Below are 17,610 nucleotides of genomic sequence, written 5' to 3'. Positions count from 1 at the left end.
CCCTCGTCAGTTTAACGGCGCGCGTTGCAGCGATGCAGTTCCTAAACTCGAAGACATACGAGATTTGGTCGCTGGATCGCCGCTCCGACATCGTTCCCGACTAGCCTCATGGCCCGGGAGTATCACAGACAGGATCAGTCGCGAATCAACTATGACCGAATGTTCATATTGACTCTTTCGTATATTAGTGATAACCGCCCAAAAGCTGCCGACACCGTCGCATGGGCGGCACACCATGACAGGAGAGAGTGGGGCGCAGGCACCCGTCGATTGAGCTGGATCCAGCGATCGCCGTGTAATGAACAAACGCCCTAGTCGGCCTATGCCATCACTCGAAGGTGACCCGGTTTTCGCTCCGTGGAAGGAACGTGTCCCTATGCCCATCAAAAACATCGCCGATATCGAGACCTTCGAGGCGCACCCGCTCGCCGACCGGGCCTTGCCTTTGTCGACTTACGAGGCAATCGCCGCATCCGTGAGGCGAACACCCCACGCCAAGGCACTGTCTTTCTTCCTAAATACTGAAAGCTACAAGGATGCCTATACTTGGACCTACACAGAGTTGCTCGCCGATATCACGCGAGTCGCCAACGTCTTTCATCGTTTCGGCGTCGATTCGGAACATCCTGTCGCTTTCGTCCTACCGAACCTGCCCGAAACGCATTTTGCGCTCTGGGGAGGCGAGGCAGCCGGTGTCGCATTCGCGATCAACCCCCTGCTGGAAGCCCGCCAGATCGCGGAGCTTTTACGCCTCGCGCGGGTACGGGTTCTGGTGACCTTGGCGCCCGCGCCCGGTATCGACCTTTGGACCAAGCTCGCGCCGCATCTTCCGGCACTGGAAGACCTTCAAGTCGTCGCCCGGGTCGATCTCGCCGCGTACATCGACGGAGCGGGTGCCCCTCCCCCCGGCGACGCCGAAGCGAAGCTAGGCGGACTTGAGATCGTCGATTTCCGACTGGCTATGCAGGCGCAACCGTCGGATCGGCTCGTCGCGCGACGAGACCTCTCGCAATCCTCGATCTCATCCTATGTGTGCACCGGCGGCACGACGGGCTCACCCAAGATCGCGACCCGGACCCACGGCAACGAGGTTTTCGATGCTTGGGCCGTCGCCCAGGTCATCGGCCCAGCCCCGCACCCACGTACCTTCTTCTGCGGCTTGCCGCTGTTTCACGTCAACGCGCAGATCGTCACCGGGCTGTTGCCGTGGATGCACGGCGACCACGTCGTACTCGGCACGCCCGAAGGCTACCGGGGCAAGAACCTGATTGCGCGCTTCTGGGAAATCGCGTCGCACTACCGCATCTCGATGTTTTCCGGCGTTCCTACCCTTTATGCGGGTCTTGTCGAAGTACCGGTCGGGGCGAGCGATATTTCGAGCGTGGAGTTCGCCTTATGCGGCGCGGCGCCGATGCCGGCCAAGCTGATCGAGAACTTCGAGGCCAAGACCGGCATCAAAATCCTCGAAGGTTATGGCTTGACGGAAGGCACTTGCGTTTCCGCAGTGAACCCGCCGGGCGGTGAACGGCAGGCCGGCTCGATCGGCTTGAGAATTCCCTATCAACAGATGCGAGCCGTGATCCTCGACGATGCCGGACGATTTTCGCGTATGGCCGAGATCGATGAGGTGGGAACGCTGGTTATCGAGGGTCCCAATGTCTTTCCCGGCTATCTGGATGCGCGACATGACAGCGGGATCTGGGTCGATATCGACGGAGAGCGCTGGCTGAACACGGGCGACCTTGCTCGACAGGACAGCCGTGGGTGCTGGTGGCTCGCCGGCCGCCGCAAGGAACTTATCATCCGGGGTGGGCACAATATCGATCCGAAGATGATCGAGGGCGCATTGCTCGGGCATCCGGCAGTGGCGTTGGCTGCGGCGGTCGGCAGTCCCGACGCTTATGTGGGCGAGGTGCCCGTCGCTTACGTGCAACCGAAACCGGCCGCCTCGCCAACCGAGCAGGAACTGCTCGCGTTTGCCGCGGCGAGCATACCCGAGCGCGCGGCGATACCCAAGCGCGTGACCATTGCACCGTCCTTGCCAGTCACGGGGGTCGGCAAGATTTTCAAGCCAGCTCTGCAGCAACTCGAAATCGAAGGTGTCGTCCGGGGCGAGGCAGCGCGAACCGGCGCGGCGATTTCGAGTCTCGCGCATGATCGCGACGAGAAAGGCATAAGCATGCTCCGGATACGGACTCGGGGCAACGCAGCGGCATTGCAGGCTGCTCTCGATCGGTACGCGTTCAAATCGGAGGTGTTGGAGTGTGACGACCGCCACATTTCGGTAGGAGATGGGCAATGACGTCAAGCACGGCAGCCTTTTGCCTCGGACCCGACGGCTCCGGCGAGTTTGAGCTAAGGCAATTTCCGAGATGCAAGCCGGCGGCCGATGAAGTCGAGGTTGCAGTGGCCGCGGCTTCTGTGAATCCGATCGACGTGCGTCGCGCCGACGGCTATGGCCGCAAGTTGTTGTCGCTGCTCGGCGCAGGCAGGTTTCCGCTCGTGCTTGGCAACGACCTAGCCGGCACGGTTACAGCCACAGGCTCAGCCGCGCGGACCTTCAAGGTCGGCGATCGAGTTTACGGCGTAAAGCCTGCTTCAGCAGATGGAACTCACGCCCGCCATGTATTGGTCAAGACCGCCCATTTGCTGCACGCGCCCACAGATCGGGACATCGAATCCCTTGCCCCGTTACCCTACGGCTTCGTGACGATGTGGCTCGCTGTTCGTGGAGCGGGGCTTACCCGACAGAACGCGGCCGGAAAGAAAGTGCTGGTGCATGGCGCCGCAGGCGGCCTCGGCACCTTGGCGACCCGGATGCTGTCGGAATGGGGTGCGAACGTCACGGCGATCGCCTGGCCGTCGAGCTTTGAGGCGTGCCGGGAAGCCGGTGCCGCCGAACTGGTCGACTGCACGGCTAAGCCGTTCGAGTCACTGTCGCGATCTTTCGATGCGACCCTCAATTTCGCGACTTGGGACGATGATCTCGCGCTGCTCGGCTGCCTGCGGGAGGGTGCGCTCGGACACGCTACCACCGTGCACCCAATGCTGAGCAATCTTGACCGGCTAGGGTGGCTGCGAGGAGCCCTGAAGACAATCTCGGAAAAGAGGAGGCACCGGAGCGCGTCGCCGAACGGCGCCAAGTACGCATGGACTGTTTTCAAGCCGGATGCCGCGGCGCTTTTCGATCTGGGCCGGTTTGTCAGACAGAACACCGTCAGCCTCCCCATCGGGCTCCGAAAGCCCCTTGCCGAAGCAGCAGAAGCCTTCAACCACGTCAGGCAAGGTCAGCCGGGGCGTGCGCTTCTTCTGCCGTGACGCAGTCCCCGGAACGCGGCTGAGCGATAAAGGAACCCCGTGACCCTCGAACCCGCCACACTGTCGGCATTATCTGCGCTGATGGGCTCCGCGATTGGTGCCTTGGCGTCCGTCGCGACCACGTGGCTCACGCAGCATCATCAGGATCGCATGCGGCGACTGACGCAGGAAGGCTCGCATCGCGAGCAGCTTTTCATGGAGTTCATCGACCAGGCGTCACGGACCTATGCGGACGGTATCGTTCAGCAATCCCTGGAGGAGCCAGCCAAGCTTGTGCCGATTTATGCGACCATCAACAAGCTTCGGCTATTCGCGTCCCCCGGTACAATCGGCGCTGCTGAGGCGGTTCTTGAGCGCATCGTCGAAACCTACGAGACGCCCTCGACTGCTCTAGAGGCTAAGCACGCGCGTATCGCGGCCCATGACATTCTGCACACCTTCGCCAAGTCCTGCCGGGCAGAGCTCGCCGACCTTATGTGACATAACCAGCAGGTTCATCACCGATATTCCTCCGCTTGAAAGAGCCAAGAAGTTCCGCTCCGACCGTTCGGACGCACCAGCGCCCGCGGCCGATCCTGACTTCCCTTGGCGAGCTTTCAGTCGATGATGTTGTATCCTCCGTCAACGTATAGCACCTGGCCGGTCATCAGGCGGGCCGCGTCGTGGGAAAGGAAGGCGCAGGCGGCGCCGACATCGTCGATGTCAATGAGTGCACGCGCCGGAGACTTGACCTTGGCCTTCGCGAGCAACTCGTCGAACTCGGGGATCCCCGAGGCGGCGCGGGTGGCGAGCGGACCGGGGGAGATCGCGTGAACGCGGATGCCTTTCGGTCCGAGCTCCGCGGCGACGTAGCGGACGGCGCATTCAAGCGCGGCCTTGGCGACACCCATAATGTTGTAGTTCTCAACCACTTTCTCGGAGCCGTAGTAGGTCATGGTGAAGAGCGTGCCTCCATCCTTCATCAGAGGCTCGGCGAGGTGGGCCATCCGCAGGAACGACCACACCGAGACGTTCATCGTCGCCTGGAAACCCTGTAGAGGCACGTCGACCACACGGCCGCCGAGGGCGTCCTTCGTCGAGAAAGCGATCGAGTGAACCAGGAAGTCGAGCTTACCCCAGTCGGCGGCGATGCGGTCGAAGACGGACTCGAGCTGGCCGTCGGCCATCACGTCCATGGGCATGAAGATCGGCGCCTCGACCTCGCGGGCCAGCGGATCGACATGCGGCTTCGCCTTTTCGTTGAGGTAGGTGATCGCGAGTTCGGCGCCGAGGGCGCGAAAGGCGCGGGCGCAGCCCCAGGCGATCGAGCGGTCGTTGGCGATGCCGACGATCAGGCCTCGCTTGCCGTCGAGGAGTTTTGCCTTCACGGGGGGTAGGGTCATGTTGCACCTCCTGTCAGCGCTAGGGTGTGGCGGGCGATCATCAGCTCCTCGTCTGTCGGTACGACGATGAGCGCGACACGGCTGTCCGGAGACGAAACGCAGGTGGCGCCGGCCTCGTTTGCGACTGGGTCGAGCGCGGCGCCTAGCCAGGCGAGGCGATCGGCGATGCGGGCGCGGATCGCGGGCGCGCGCTCGCCTATGCCGGCGGTGAAGACGAACGCGTCGAGCCCGCCGAGCGCGGCGGCGAGCTGGCCGACGTTCAGCGCGCAGCGGTGGATGAAGTGGTCGATCGCGAATGCCGCCGCGGGGGCGTCGCTGGCCAGCAGATCGCGCATGTCGCTGGAGATGCCGGAAAGCCCCTTGAGGCCCGAGCCGTTATAGAGGAGGCGGGTTACCTCCGCCGGGGTCATTCCCTTCTCCTCGATCAGGTGCAGGACCACGCCGGGGTCGAGCTGGCCTGGCCGCGTGCCCATCGGCAGGCCGTCGAGGGCGGTGAAGCCCATTGTCGACTCGATGCTTCGGCCGCCGAGCAGCGCGCACATCGAAGCGCCGCTGCCGAGGTGGGCGACGATGACGCGGCCGCCGGCGATCTCCGGCGCAACCTCCGGCAGCCGGTGGGCGACATACTCGTAACTGAGGCCGTGGAAGCCGTAGCGGCGGATGCCCTCGTCGCAGAGCGCGCGCGGCAGGGCGTAGCAGTCGGTGTGCGCGGCATGCCCGCGGTGGAAAGCGGTGTCGAAGCAGGCGACCTGCGGCACCTCGGGGTCGATCGCCATGGCGAGGCGGATCGGCGCGAGGTTGTTCGGCTGGTGCAGCGGCGCCAGCGACTGGTAGCGGGCGAGCCGGCCGAGGATGGCCTCGTCGATCAGCATCGGGCGGTCGAACTCGGGCCCGCCGTGGACGACGCGGTGGCCGATAGCGCGGAGCGCGAAACCCTCGAGCGTGGCGAGCCAAGCGCGGGTCTCGGTGATCGCCGCGGGCAGATCGGGGATCTCCGCCGGCGCATAGCCGCGGTCGACGAGCGCGATGCCGGAGCGGTCGGCGGCACGCAGGCGGGGCCGGACACCGATGCCGTCCAACTGGCCGCGAATACGCCGTTCGAGATCGCCGCCGGAGACAGCGAATATCTGGAACTTCAGGCTCGACGAGCCGGCGTTGACGACGAGTATCGCGTCCATATCAGGCGGCGACGGCGGTGGTCTTGCGGCGGGCGTCTGCGTAGATCGCCGCGACCGCGCTGGAGGCGAGACGTGTACGGACGCTGTCGGCGCGCGAGGTGAGGACGATCGGCACGCGAGCGCCGAGCACAATTCCTGCGGCGTCGGCATGCGCGAGGAAGGTTAGGTTCTTCGCAAGCATGTTCCCGGCCTCGAGGTCGGGAACGACGAGGATCTGCGCGTGGCCGGCGACCGGGCCGCCGATGCCCTTGATCAGCGCCGCCTCGGAGTCGATCGCGTTGTCGAACGCGAGCGGGCCGTCCAGCAGCCCGCCGGTGATCTGGCCGCGCTCGGCCATCTTGCAGAGCGCCGCGGCCTCGATCGTCGAGGGGATCTTGGTCGTCACCGTCTCGACCGCCGAGAGGATCGCGACCCTGGGCGTGCCCAAGCCGACGCCGACCCAGAGGTCGATGGCGTTCTGGACGATGTCGCGCTTGGTGTCGAGGTCCGGGAATATGTTGATCGCGGCGTCGGTGATGAACAGCGTCTCCGGATGCCCGGGCACGTCCATGATGAAGACGTGGCTGATGCGCCGGGCAGTGCGCAAGCCGGTGGCGGACGAGGTCACCTCCTTCATCAGCTCGTCAGTGTGAATGCTCCCCTTCATTAGGAGTTCACCATGGCCCTCGCGCACCAGCGCCACTGCACTCGCTGCGGCGTCGTGGCTGTGAGCGGCGTCGATGATCTCGTAACCAGCGAGATCAATTCGATGCTGAGCAGCCACAGCGCGGATCTTTGCGGCCGGACCAACCAGCACCGGCTCGATGAGGCCAGCCTCAGTCGCTTCGACGGCGCCGCGCAACGAGGTTTCGTCGCAGGGATGAACGACGAGGGTACGCGGCGCCTCAACCGCCTGGGCCGCAGCGATCAGTTGATCGTACTTCGAGAGAGCTTCGGGCGCCTCTCCGACTATGCCGGCGGCTGCCTCCGCTTTGATTGCCTTATTCATAAAACCGCTCCGGGTCGGTTAAAATTACCTGTCCGCATCATGATCTCTCCTGTATCCTTGCCGCCCTGACGGGCGAAAGGATCTGCGCGGCGGCGCGCTTGCCCGGCCTCGCTGGCGAAGTCGTGGCCAACTCCGACCCGAGGCCGAAGAGCGTCGCAACCCGCCGCAGCCGGACACTCGCCTCGTCACCAAGAGCACCCGGCGCCTCGAGCACTTGCCGCAGCATGTCGAACGCCTCGCAGCGCTCTTTGATCGATTCGGGCAGTAGGTGCGGAATGGCTAGCACTGCGGCTTCCTCGTCTATGACGAGCATGAGGAACTGGTCTCGGACGAGTGTCTTGAACTCGGCAAGCGTCCTCTGGTTGGCGGGCGCGAGCGCGTCACGAATGCCGCGAATAGCTGCGAACCCGCGCTCGTCCACGGCGCCGTGGGCGTATCCAACGTAGATCAGCGCCCTGACCGCGGCTTCGACGAGGCCGCCGTGGTTCATCTCGTTATTGAGCTCGTCGATCCGGCGCTCGACCAGGGCTTGATGCAGCTTGCTGCGAGCCGCCCTGCGCGGTGGGCGGGAGGAGTCGGTGTCGATGCCGAGCGCCGCCTGCAGGACCGGCGCGCCGTAGAGCGCATGAAAGGTTTCCTCGGCGATGCGTTCCACGCCCTTTCGCCAGAAATCCAGCCCATCGACGATCTGCCGTGACGCCAGTTCCTGAAATCCCAGCATCGGATTGTCCGACTTCGCCGGGCGACGGTTTTCGCGAACCCAGTCGGCGGCATCGTCCACCCAGGCGAGAAACGGGTTCCGCGCGCCGAAGATCGCGTAGGACAGGCGCATCGGGTGCAGGGCTCGCATCGCCTCGGCCATCTGCGGCGTCGTGACCGCGCGCACGAAAGGCTGGACGTTGGCGCGGTAGAGCGACAGGTTGACCTCGGAGACCCGCGCCGCGGCCTCGAACTTGCGCTCGTCGGCGAGGTCGTTGGCGCCGAGGGCGCGGATGTCGTCGAGCGTGCGCGCCTCGCAGCGCATCACCCATTCGCCGGTAACGAGCTCGGGATTGTCGACTGCCTCACCTTTCGGGGTCAGAACCGCTTCGTAGAGTCCCGGAGGGAGGACGTCGATCAGGTCGATGTTGGAGGCGAACTCATCGTGCTGCTTCCGCGCAACGCCCCCTGAGACGAAAATGCCCAGATGGCCGATATTGTCGTGGATGGTATAGACGATGGTCTGGCCCCAGGCGCGTATATCGTCGACGCTGTCGTAGAGATCGAGGATCCAGTCGAGCGCCTGCTGCGGCGGGGTGATGTTGTCGCCATGCGAGCAGAAGACGACGATCGGGGAACGGATCGTGCGCAGGTCGATGGCGGCACCATCGGAGGTGCGAATGTTACCGGCGGCAAGGTGGTTGCCGACGAAGAGTTGGTCAACGATCCATTGCATCTCATCGGCATTGAGCAGAACGAGGCCGCCCCAGTATTTCTCGAAACCGAGGTAGCGCTCGGCCTCGGTGTCGATTTTCGACCAGACGTTGTACTGCTTGGTCCAGAGAGTGTTGGCCGGGTTCTGGTTCTCGAAATTCTGCACCAGCCAGGCGCCGTCGAAAATGCCGCCGCCGAGATCGCCGGTCAGTGCGGTCAGCCACGAGCCACCGAGCAGCCCCCCCGAATAGCGCATAGGGTTCTTGCCGCGCACGCCAGCCCAGTAGGAGAGCGGTGATCCCGCGACAATGATAGGTCCGAAGAGCTCCGGGCGGAGCGCGTTCACCATCATCATCGCCCAGCCGGCCTGGCAGTTGCCAATGACGCACGGCTTTCCCTCAGCGTCCGGATGGCGGGCGATAACGGTCTCCAGGAATGTCGCCTCCGCGCGGCCGATGTCCTCGATGGTCTGGCCGGGCACCGGATCGGGTAGAAAGCCGATCAGGTAGGTTGGGTGGCCAGCCTTCATCGCCACGCCGATCTCGCTGTCGGCCTTGAAGCCCCCGATGCCAGGACCATGGCCGGCGCGCGGATCTACCACGACGAAGGGCCGCTTCAAGGGATCAATCTTGAAACTGCCGTTCGGGATGATCCGGACGAGTGCGTAGTTGACCGGGCGCTGCAGACCGCGGCCGTCCAGCACCAGTTCGGCCTCGTAGTCGAGCACATGAGGGGCGGTTTGCGAGGCGCGCTCTTCGAACTGGACAGCGCGCCGGCGCAGGACATCAAGGAAGAGAATCGAGCGCTGCCAAGCGTCGACCGCGTATTCAACCGAGTAGTCTACGGCCGCCGGGTGGCTCGGCAGCCGCTGGGCCTCTCTCTGGGTCATAATTGTGAGTCCCCTTCCGTTGAAGGCACGCAGCCTGTGCGTTGGCCGCTTTGTTTTGGTGAGAGGTATCCAGCGGCCGACGCAGGTTCGACGGATATCGCCAATGTCGCGTCGCCGTCATTTCGTATTGACTATATCGTCACTATGATATATTCGTCAATTACAAAAAGCTCAAAGGCTCTAGCGATGAATCAGACGATTGATGTGGACGAGGTACCGCCGTCGGCGGAGGCTCTCCGGATGACGGTTCTCCAAAAGGAGATGGAAAAGGTGGACGCGGCCAGAAAGGAACGGGAGGCCGAAGAAAGGAGACTCTCTGAGTTCGCCCGGGACTTCTTGCATAATCACGTTGGCGAAAAAGAGATGGCCATGGTGCGGCGTCTGGTTATGAACGCGGTAAAGGACGGCAAGTTCGAGGCGATGATATATAGCTTCCCCTCACGTCTCTGCACGGACAGCGGACGCGCGATCAACAATAGCGACCCACGCTGGCCAGAGACGCTGCAAGGCAAGGCAAAAGAACTCTACGCGAGTTACGAAGAACTCGGGAAACCGCGGGGCTACAAGCTGACGGCGATGGTTATCAACTTCCCGGACGGCATCCCCGGCGACATAGGGTTCTTTCTGAACTGGGCCCCTCCAGCCGTCTGAAACGCGGTCGGCTAACGAGACCGGTAGACTCTCCGGGGCGGGCTAAGCGCACAACGACCGCACTTGCTAGAATTGCGGTGCATGTTTGGCTCTTCGAAGGAACGAAAGCGCGACAACGTACGTGTTGAAAGCGACGTGCGCGGCATCGCGTATGGAATTTTCCATTGCTTCTGATCACACCTTGGCTGCAAAGCCGGCCTCTGCAGCAAGGTGCCACCTTCGAAAGTCAGTGTTAATCAGGTCTGGCTGCAGCAAATTTGGTTTATGTGGAAACACAGCCCCGCTTCGCAGGAAGTACGGCGGCTTGTCCAACCTAAAATTCAGAAGCGGACCGTCCGGTTCCGGCCCCAAAGGCGACATCGCTAGTCTAGAACCGCTCTACGCCGGCTGCTTCCGGTGCAAAGGGATTTTTCAACGTCGCATAAGCTTTGTTATTGACGTTCGGTGTGCAGAAAGCTGGCAAGCGCGGCGCCGTTTCTCCCAGTCTTGCAGGCTGGCTTGACTGGCAGTGCGATCTTAGCTCCCTCCAGTCCGATAAGAGTCGCTTCGGGAACAGCATCCCTTCGCACGGCGTTTGGGGATAGTTATCCGATCTAATGATCTGAGGCTCGGTGCCAAGCCAAAGTCACTTCAGCGGCTCGAGCTTCGGAAACGGAGCCGGAATGCGACCGGTCTCGAAGACGAGGTCCATGATCGACAGCACATGCTCAGTCTGGGCTATTTCCGCCTGAAGTTCCGCAAGCCGTGCAGAACTTTTTGTTCGGGCAGCCGCGGCTTTGTATTCCTCCAATTCGGTGCGAAAGAGAGCCTGGTAGTCGTGCCAAATGTCCCACTGCACCTTCTCTTCCTTGCTCATTGGTCCTTTGATGGCGACCTGTCCACTGCGCATGTCGATGACGACATGATCGGGGTGCGGCAGGGGATCGGGAGCAGTGATGCCTAGTCTTTCACGGCGCGCGAGTTCACGCTCCCATTCGACCTTGTAGGAAATCGCGGCGTTCAGCCACTCGTCATTCAGCCTCTTGTTCTCGCGCTCGGTGGTGAAAAGAAGCTCGGTGAACAGGCGCTGTGCGCGCTGGTTGCCCTTGACGGCGTTAACTGCGAGTGAGCGTATGACCGCCTGGGCCATTGGCACGCTGATCTGGCCGGCGCCCTCGTTGACCTTGATGGTCCGATAGGCCTCGTCGAGAAGGATCGACTTCATCCGCTCCTCATTGAGGGCCGGCCGCTTCGTCTTGTTGGCACTACCCTTCGGGCGCCCACGAGGGTTGCCGGATTGTCCAGGCTTGAACCGGGTCGTTGCCGGCGGCTTGCCGTAGCCAACTTCGTAGACCGTATTGGCCGGACGGACCGCGAGCGCCTTATGCCGCTTCTCTTCGTCGGACGTCATCAGGCCGCCTCGCGAAGCTCGGGCGGTCGGCTGGTCTCGATGCCACAGGCGATGAGTTCGGCCTCGTCCTTCGCGTAGGCTTCCCATCGCCGGATAATACGATCGCAGTAGATCGGATCGAGCTCGCATAGAAATCCACGACGACCGGTCTTGTGCGCGGCAATGAGGGTCGAGCCGGAACCGCCGAAGAGATCGAGCACAATGCCACCGCGGGCCGACACATCCTTGATGGCATCAGCAATCATCTGCACCGGCTTTACAGTCGGGTGCAGAGACAGTTCATCCATCCGGCCGGTCTTCAGCGTGTTCACGCCGCGGTACTGCCAGACATTGGTGCGATAGCGGCCGTGCTGGCCGAGCTCGAACGTGTTGATGTGCGGCGCCGTCCCGCTCTTGAACGCAAAGATTAACTCATGCCGGGACCGGTAGAAGGTTCCCATGCCGCCATTGTCCTTGGCCCAGACAATCAGGTTCTTCAGTTCCGAATAGATGTCTTCGCCGGCGGCGAGCATCTCGGCCATATGGCGCCAGTCCATGCAGACAAAATGGATGGAGCCATCGACGCTGAAGCGGACAAGGTTTTGGAAGCCAGTCCGGAGGAAACTGGTGAACTCGGAGACCGACATCTCCCCCGACGCCATGGCGAACTCGCGATGCTTAACTGAGCCTGAGTTCCCGACATGGCCATCGATCGGCACGTTGTAGGGTGGGTCGGTAAAGACCATTTGCGCCCGCTCACCGCCCATCAGGGCGGATACGACATCGGCTTCGAGGGCCGATCCGCAGATCAGTCGGTGCTGCCCCAACTGCCAGATGTCGCCTGGCCGGCAACGCGGTGAAGCGTCATCGATCCCGGGAAGTACATCGTCATCGGGATCTCCGGGTTCTTCCGGGATCAACCCTTCGACCAGGCTGTCGATCTCGGAGATCGAGAAGCCGGTGACTTCGACGTTGAAGTCGACCTCTAGAAGGCCTCTCAATTCCTCGGCCAGAATCTCGTCGTCCCAACCGGCATTAAGCGCTAGCTTGTTGTCGGCAAGCACATAGGCCCGCTTTTGTTCGGTCGTCATATGCTCCAGGCGAACACAAGGAACTTCTGACATACCGAGAAGCTTTGCCGCCTCCACCCGCCCGTGGCCGGCGAGGATGGTGTCAGCGCTATCGATCAGGATGGGATTGGTGAAGCCAAAGCCGCGGATTGATTCCGCAATCTGCTTCACCTGCTTGCGCGAATGTGTGCGCGCGTTCTTGGAATAAGGCTTCAGTGTATGAAGCGGAAGGTACTCGCAGTGCAGGTCGCCCATTTGTTTTCCATATCCAGTTGTCTCCCTCCTTTTGATTCGCCCAATCTACTACGTTGCGTGTCCGAGCCGTGGCGGTGAACAGACTCAGTTGAGACACTTTGTACCGTATTTGTTCCGTTTCGGCAATTTGGCAGCGCCATAACGAAGAAAAGCCGCCTGCCTGTTTTGGCTAAACTCGTTCCCTGATCGGTTGACAAAATTCCCAGATCGCTGAGATTATTTTCCCTGTTTCTGGATGCAGGGAATTTCTCCCTAAGCCATTATGTTCGCGTCGCAATTTGGGCGTGCAATCAGCCCCAGGAACGCAAAAAAGGCGCGAATTCCCTGTTTTTTCCCTGTATTTCAGGGATTTTGAACCTGAGACTTGTTATCGGTGGACTGCTCGGTTCACCACTCAGCCCGCATTTTTCCCGTCTCACTCCTGGTGCTGGAAAAGCGTAGCGATTTCAATCGGTTGCGCACCGTTCTTCGGCAAACTGTTGGGAGAGAGACGCGGTGAGACGCCGGGATCTCTGCCTATTCGCTGGATCGTCTCTCTTGGCGGGGGAGCGTGTCCAATAGATTTCGGCGCCGATGGTCGTGAAGGGCCGTGGAACGACCGTTCAAGCGCGCTTTAAATGCCGAACTGCTGAAGCTGATCGGTCCAGAGGTGGGGCAGGTCGTCGCGCATCAGCGCGCGGGCTGTGAGTTCGACCGGCTGGCGGCCGCGCAGGATCGCGTCGGCAATCTTCGGTGCCAGGAAGGCGAGCGGAAGGATGCGGCTTGCGTCTGCAACGTGGACGCCAGCGTCGCTCGCCGCGTCTGCGATAGTCCGTCCCGAGCCGTCGGTCAGCATGCCAAGCATGACATGGGCCTTTGCCACCGCTTCAACGAGGCCATCATCAGGTTTCCTGCCCAGTGAATGTCCCTCAAGAACGAGCCCGGCCTCGGCGCCCTGCGCCTCAGAGTCATCGGTACTGAGATGACGACTGAGTAGTGTTCGCGTTGCGCGGCCCGATCGGAGCTCGTGCTGCCCGTCTCGCCAATAAACGAATGCGCATCGATCACCAAGACCATTTCGCCTGGCTTGATGTGGATGGCGCGAACCAGACGCCGTAACGAATGTATCCGCTGTGGCGATGAGGTCTGGAGTGCACCGCGGATCGCCCCTCCCCTGGTGATTGCTGCTTGAACCGGGATTGCGGGCACCAGCATGCCAGCCCATTCAGACAGTTTGACGTGGTCTCGAAGCATCACGTCCAGTTGATGCAGGATTGTGCGCTCCAGTTCGTCGGCCGGCAGCCGCCAGCCAACGTCAGCCTGCCCCATCGAGGTGGTCGTATTGAACTGTTGTGTAACCGAGAGGAAGGAGATGTCGTTGGCGTCGAACACCTCGACGATTTTGGAAAAGTCCATCAGCGAGCGGGTCAGCCGGTCGATCTTTGTAGACGACGACCACATCGACCTTCCGGTCGCAGATATCCTGCAGCAGGCGTTTTAGGGCCGGCCGCTCCATTGTTCCGCCCGAGATTCCGCGATCATCATAGTGATCGGCTATCAGGCGTCAGCCCAACCCGACCTGTGATATGATGAAGGCGGCACAGGCCTCGCGCTGCGCGTCCAGCGAGTTGAACTCCCGGTCGAGCCCCTCCTCTGTCGACTTGCGGGTGTAGACTGCGCAGCGCAGCTTCTCCGCTAATCCACCGGAAGCTCCCTGCCGCGGCCGCACAACATCGCTTATGTAAAGCACGACGCCGCCTGCAGCAATGCGCCGAAGACTCAGTTCATGTATTCGACCATGCGGCTGTAGAAGCACTCGCATTTGTTGATGGTATCATCGTCCCTGTAGTTGGTGCGGAGATAACCATAAGCCTTGCCGCAAGCGACCTTGGCTTCTGATGCCCAGACGAAGACAGGGCGCGACGAGTTGATCCATTCGCTGGAAGAGGCTACCGCGACGGATTCGTCCATCAGCCGCACGACTTCGCCCTTCAGATCGGTCATGTTTTCAGTCAGAACGAGGTTGGAAGTTCCGGCCGCCGCGCAATAGTCGGCGTCGAGCCCCGTGGAAAGGTCAGCGGCGACAGCCTGGCCGACGAAGCCGAAAGCGCAGGAGCCCGCCAAGAGCGCATATCTGATTGTGCGAGAAACCATCACTTCCCCCCTTTGTCCGTCTCCGCAGAAGAATGGCTGCCGAAAACTTACCCACCTTGTACCAACTTTACAGGATCGCGCCACCCGAAGCCAGTATGTCGTCGTCGTAGAGAATGGTCAGCGCCCCCGCATGCCCGGACGCGGCCAGTGCGTCGCTGCCGTCGGCCGCACTGGGCTTGACTGCATACGTCATTTCCATCAACGAAATCCCCGGCGCCGCCGCCTCCGGCGATAAGCGCGGTATCAGGTCGGAAATGTCGATAATTTCGCCAAACAGAATATCTTCAGCCGCGACAATAGGCTGCTGCGCTTCCAAGTGTTGCTGCTCAACGCTGGTCCCAAACACGGGAACAAGCTCGGGTAAGAAATCGCCGCCAGCCTGTTCGGGAAGTATGCTCTCCGACTCTGCCATGGTCTGCAACCTTAACTTGTAGCCCGCGCTACCTACACTTGTTTGGATGGACCATTTATTCGTCAAGTGTCGGCCACACGTGCTAAATTATGCCAGTTGTGTCATCGGCACCATTGTTATTGTACAGCACCGTGACAACGCCAACCGGCGCGCTCTGGAAAGTCGCAATCGTATTCCAGCCGCCAGCTCCTCCTGAGCCGGTCATGTCAATCTTCAGCGCGGTGCCGTCAATGTCGGCATAGTCGGCGATGGTCTTGCCTGCGGCGACGTCGAAGAGCTCCGAGAGGTCGATCACATCGTTGGCGGTGTTGAAGCCGACTATGAGATCGTCGGCATCGAGCGCATCGAGCGCCTCCCCCGTAAACTGGACGATGTCCCTCGACTGGTTCGCCTCCGAGACGTCGAGAAGATTGGCGCCTCCGCCACCCGACAGCAAATCCGCTCCGAGGCCGCCGATCAACTGATCGTCTCCAAGGCCACCGATGAGGATGTCATTGCCTGCGCCGCCGTCCAGAATATCCTCGAAGCCGGTCAGCGCAATTCCGTCAAGCACCAGAGCGGTCTGGGAGCCTGCGACGTCCCATCCAGGGAGTGTCTTGGTGTCGACGAAACCTCCGCCGCTCCAAAGCTTGAACTCGGAACCCGAGATAAGGGTGTCGTCGCCGGTTCCGCCCTGCAGCGTATCTTGCCCGAGGATGTCGACCAGCAGGTCGGCACCTGCGTCGCCGCTTAGCGTGTCGTTACCGGAATTCCCGAACAGCAGGTCGTTGTTGGTCCCGCCGAACATGCTGTCGTTGCCCGTGGTGCCATAGAGATAGTCCTGGCCGTCGCCGCCGCGGAACCCGGTCAAAGCACTATCGTTCCCGCCGGCGATCAGCACGGATTGCCCGGCGAACTGGGCATCGACCCCGGAATTGTCCAGGTTTCCGTCCTTGAAGGCCTGATCAGGGTCGGTCTCGTCGGCGGAGTCCTGCGGATTCGCGGAGTCAACACCACCATCATTGACGCCGGTTCCGACCTGGTTGGTCCTGCCCTGCGTGTTGCCGTAGGTGACCGTCCAGTCCGATTCCTTGTTGGAGTCCGTCTGAATCGGCTGGTCGGCGCGGTTGTCGTCGCCAGGTTGGCCGATGCTATTGATGTTGGTTGGATTGAATTCGCGGGCATAGATCAACGACGTCGAATCCGAATTCTGGACGCCCTGCGCCGCGCTGTCGTCGATGAATTGAATCGGAAGCAGGGAGGACAGGCCGAGAGTGAGAGCCATCTGGTACTGATCGCCAAGCGTTCCGTTATATTGGCTGTTCTGCGTAAGCGCGGAGCCGAGCAGGGTCGTAGCGCTTGCCGGCGCGAGATTTCCGCTCGCTCCATTCCAGATGACATTGCCAAGCGTCAGTTTGTTGTCCGGATCCCCGAGGGTACCGTTGTCGGATCCAATGTTGACGCCGTTCGCGAGGAACCCGTCCACCGTAAATAGATTCGTATCGACCTTCTGGTACAGGCTGACACCGATCGGATCGGAAGTGGTGGTTCCGGCGGGTATCACCGAATCCCAGTTGAGGCCGGCCGCGGAAGTCTCCGCCTGTGTCACCGGATTGAAATAAGTATAGGTGCCGGTCTGCTTGGGATCCCCATCCGCCTCGTATTCGACCCATGTGCCGTTTTCATAGAGCACGAGATAGTTGTTGGCATCCATGGCGCTCAGCGTGCTCAGGCTGACATAGACGGTATCCGTGCCATCGGTGATCTCGAGCCTGAGCGTCGGAACCTTGCTACCGCTGGTGTCGGATGCGTTTGTCGACAGATTCTTGATCTCGATATAGCTAAGTCCGGCTGGTATCACGTAGTCTGTTCCGCCAACCTTGAACGACTGCGCAACTGATGCATTCAGCCCGACTTCATTGATAACGAGCACCCCCAGCAGGCTCACGTTCGGAGGAGCATCCGTATTGACGATGTTCGTCGTCACCTCATTCGCCGCAGCGTTGATCGTCGAGTTGGCCGACGGCGAGGTTATGACCACGCCGAGATCCTCGGTGTTTTCGAAGATCGTGTCGTCCAATGCAGGCAGGTTGAACGTCACGCTGCTCGCTGCCGGATTCAAGGCGCTGACAGTCACATAGGTGTTGCCTGGGGTGAAGGATGCCGTGATCCCAGACACTCCGGCGGCGTTGATTGAGTCCGCAAGTGCCTGGAGCACCGAGTTCTGGGTGCCCGTGGCAGTGATGTCGGCGGCACTCGCGTTGTCCTTGTCGCCAGCCGGATCCACCCAGGCGAAATTGACGGAAAGCTGGACAGTATAGGTGACGCCGGGCAGTGGCGTCGCACTCGTCAGGTCGAGAGTATAGGATGCCAGCGCCCCTTCCAAAACGGTGTTGCGGGTCGGATCTCCGGAACCGGCAGCTGTGAGTTCCCATACAGGGGCATCCGCTACGTTGACGGTGAAGCTGTCCTCGACGAAATCGCCTTCCGAGTCGGTCACCTTGAGGGTGAAGCTGAAGTCGGTGTCGAGATCCTGGTCGATGTTGGCGGCGGACACGAAATGCCACTCGCCG

The 17,610-nt window shown here is 61.5% G+C and carries 14 protein-coding genes and 1 pseudogene; 4 read left to right on the top strand and 11 right to left on the bottom strand.

What is annotated here, in order from left to right:
- Positions 1-298: 298 nt before the first annotated feature.
- From ABLE71_RS10765 to ABLE71_RS10755, 3 genes are read left to right on the top strand one after another with little or no spacing between them, the layout of a single operon-like run.
- Entirely contained in the window at positions 299-2,302 is a 2,004-nt protein-coding gene (locus ABLE71_RS10765) for an acyl-CoA synthetase (protein WP_348783331.1), read from the top strand.
- Positions 2,299-3,318, top strand: a complete 1,020-nt coding sequence (locus tag ABLE71_RS10760) for an alcohol dehydrogenase catalytic domain-containing protein (RefSeq protein ID WP_348783330.1) — start codon at positions 2,299-2,301, stop codon at positions 3,316-3,318. Before ABLE71_RS10765 ends, ABLE71_RS10760 begins: the two co-directional genes overlap by 4 nt.
- A gap of 39 nt (positions 3,319-3,357) precedes the next feature.
- The gene (locus ABLE71_RS10755; protein WP_348783329.1) at positions 3,358-3,798 is read left to right on the top strand and encodes a hypothetical protein; all 441 of its coding nucleotides are present in this window, start codon (positions 3,358-3,360) and stop codon (positions 3,796-3,798) included.
- A gap of 116 nt (positions 3,799-3,914) precedes the next feature.
- Here ABLE71_RS10755 and fabI read toward each other — a convergent pair whose 3' ends face one another.
- From fabI to ABLE71_RS10735, 4 genes are read right to left on the bottom strand one after another with little or no spacing between them, the layout of a single operon-like run.
- Positions 3,915-4,700, bottom strand: coding sequence for an enoyl-ACP reductase FabI (fabI, locus tag ABLE71_RS10750; protein WP_348783328.1), 786 nt, complete (start codon positions 4,698-4,700; stop codon positions 3,915-3,917).
- A complete protein-coding gene (locus ABLE71_RS10745) occupies positions 4,697-5,878 on the bottom strand; it encodes an acetate/propionate family kinase (RefSeq protein ID WP_348783327.1) in 1,182 nt (393 codons plus the stop codon). Before ABLE71_RS10745 ends, fabI begins: the two co-directional genes overlap by 4 nt.
- Position 5,879: 1 nt before the next feature.
- The gene (locus tag ABLE71_RS10740; RefSeq protein ID WP_348783326.1) at positions 5,880-6,866 is read right to left on the bottom strand and encodes a phosphate acetyltransferase; all 987 of its coding nucleotides are present in this window, start codon (positions 6,864-6,866) and stop codon (positions 5,880-5,882) included.
- A 37-nt stretch (positions 6,867-6,903) separates the two neighbouring features.
- A complete protein-coding gene (locus ABLE71_RS10735) occupies positions 6,904-9,168 on the bottom strand; it encodes a DUF3141 domain-containing protein (RefSeq protein WP_348783325.1) in 2,265 nt (754 codons plus the stop codon).
- 186 nt (positions 9,169-9,354) lie between these two features.
- Between ABLE71_RS10735 and ABLE71_RS10730 the strand changes: the two genes are divergently transcribed.
- Positions 9,355-9,819 carry a histidine kinase gene (locus ABLE71_RS10730; RefSeq protein WP_348783324.1) on the top strand — a complete coding sequence of 155 codons (465 nt, stop codon included), beginning with the start codon at positions 9,355-9,357 and terminating at the stop codon, positions 9,817-9,819.
- A 625-nt stretch (positions 9,820-10,444) separates the two neighbouring features.
- On the opposite strand, the gene ABLE71_RS10725 is transcribed toward ABLE71_RS10730, so the two are convergent.
- From ABLE71_RS10725 to ABLE71_RS10695, 7 genes and pseudogenes are all read right to left on the bottom strand, one after another.
- Entirely contained in the window at positions 10,445-11,209 is a 765-nt protein-coding gene (locus ABLE71_RS10725) for a DUF5681 domain-containing protein (RefSeq protein ID WP_348783323.1), read from the bottom strand.
- Positions 11,209-12,513, bottom strand: coding sequence for a DNA methyltransferase (locus ABLE71_RS10720; protein WP_348783322.1), 1,305 nt, complete (start codon positions 12,511-12,513; stop codon positions 11,209-11,211). Before ABLE71_RS10720 ends, ABLE71_RS10725 begins: the two co-directional genes overlap by 1 nt.
- 613 nt (positions 12,514-13,126) lie before the next feature.
- On the bottom strand, positions 13,127-13,357 hold the full coding sequence (locus ABLE71_RS10715; protein ID WP_348783321.1) for a hypothetical protein: 231 nt from the start codon (positions 13,355-13,357) through the stop codon (positions 13,127-13,129).
- 455 nt (positions 13,358-13,812) lie between these two features.
- Positions 13,813-14,221, bottom strand: a pseudogene (locus ABLE71_RS10710) (recombinase family protein); the annotation flags it as partial.
- Between the two features lie 50 nt (positions 14,222-14,271).
- A complete protein-coding gene (locus ABLE71_RS10705) occupies positions 14,272-14,646 on the bottom strand; it encodes a hypothetical protein (RefSeq protein WP_348783320.1) in 375 nt (124 codons plus the stop codon).
- 67 nt (positions 14,647-14,713) lie between these two features.
- Positions 14,714-15,058 carry a hypothetical protein gene (locus ABLE71_RS10700; RefSeq protein ID WP_348783319.1) on the bottom strand — a complete coding sequence of 115 codons (345 nt, stop codon included), beginning with the start codon at positions 15,056-15,058 and terminating at the stop codon, positions 14,714-14,716.
- Positions 15,059-15,140: 82 nt separating this feature from the next.
- Positions 15,141-17,610 (bottom strand): calcium-binding protein (locus ABLE71_RS10695; RefSeq protein WP_348783318.1); only part of this gene is annotated, 2,470 nt, incomplete at its 5' end.

It is taken from the genome of Mesorhizobium sp. KR9-304 (genome assembly GCF_040049215.1).
Taxonomy (GTDB): Bacteria; Pseudomonadota; Alphaproteobacteria; order Rhizobiales; family Rhizobiaceae; genus Mesorhizobium_K.
This window is presented reverse-complemented; position numbering and strand designations above follow the sequence as displayed.

Bases quoted from the DNA above. Each gene is read 5' to 3' on its own strand.
- ABLE71_RS10765 (WP_348783331.1), top strand. From the start codon at position 299: ATGAACAAACGCCCTAGTCGGCCTATGCCATCACTCGAAGGTGACCCG.
- ABLE71_RS10760 (WP_348783330.1), top strand. From the start codon at position 2,299: ATGACGTCAAGCACGGCAGCCTTTTGCCTCGGACCCGACGGCTCCGGC.
- fabI (WP_348783328.1), bottom strand. From the start codon at position 4,700: ATGACCCTACCCCCCGTGAAGGCAAAACTCCTCGACGGCAAGCGAGGC.
- ABLE71_RS10745 (WP_348783327.1), bottom strand. From the start codon at position 5,878: ATGGACGCGATACTCGTCGTCAACGCCGGCTCGTCGAGCCTGAAGTTC.
- ABLE71_RS10740 (WP_348783326.1), bottom strand. From the start codon at position 6,866: ATGAATAAGGCAATCAAAGCGGAGGCAGCCGCCGGCATAGTCGGAGAG.
- ABLE71_RS10735 (WP_348783325.1), bottom strand. From the start codon at position 9,168: ATGACCCAGAGAGAGGCCCAGCGGCTGCCGAGCCACCCGGCGGCCGTA.
- ABLE71_RS10730 (WP_348783324.1), top strand. From the start codon at position 9,355: ATGAATCAGACGATTGATGTGGACGAGGTACCGCCGTCGGCGGAGGCT.
- ABLE71_RS10725 (WP_348783323.1), bottom strand. From the start codon at position 11,209: ATGACGTCCGACGAAGAGAAGCGGCATAAGGCGCTCGCGGTCCGTCCG.
- ABLE71_RS10720 (WP_348783322.1), bottom strand. From the start codon at position 12,513: ATGGGCGACCTGCACTGCGAGTACCTTCCGCTTCATACACTGAAGCCT.
- ABLE71_RS10715 (WP_348783321.1), bottom strand. From the start codon at position 13,357: ATGCTTGGCATGCTGACCGACGGCTCGGGACGGACTATCGCAGACGCG.
- ABLE71_RS10705 (WP_348783320.1), bottom strand. From the start codon at position 14,646: ATGGTTTCTCGCACAATCAGATATGCGCTCTTGGCGGGCTCCTGCGCT.
- ABLE71_RS10700 (WP_348783319.1), bottom strand. From the start codon at position 15,058: ATGGCAGAGTCGGAGAGCATACTTCCCGAACAGGCTGGCGGCGATTTC.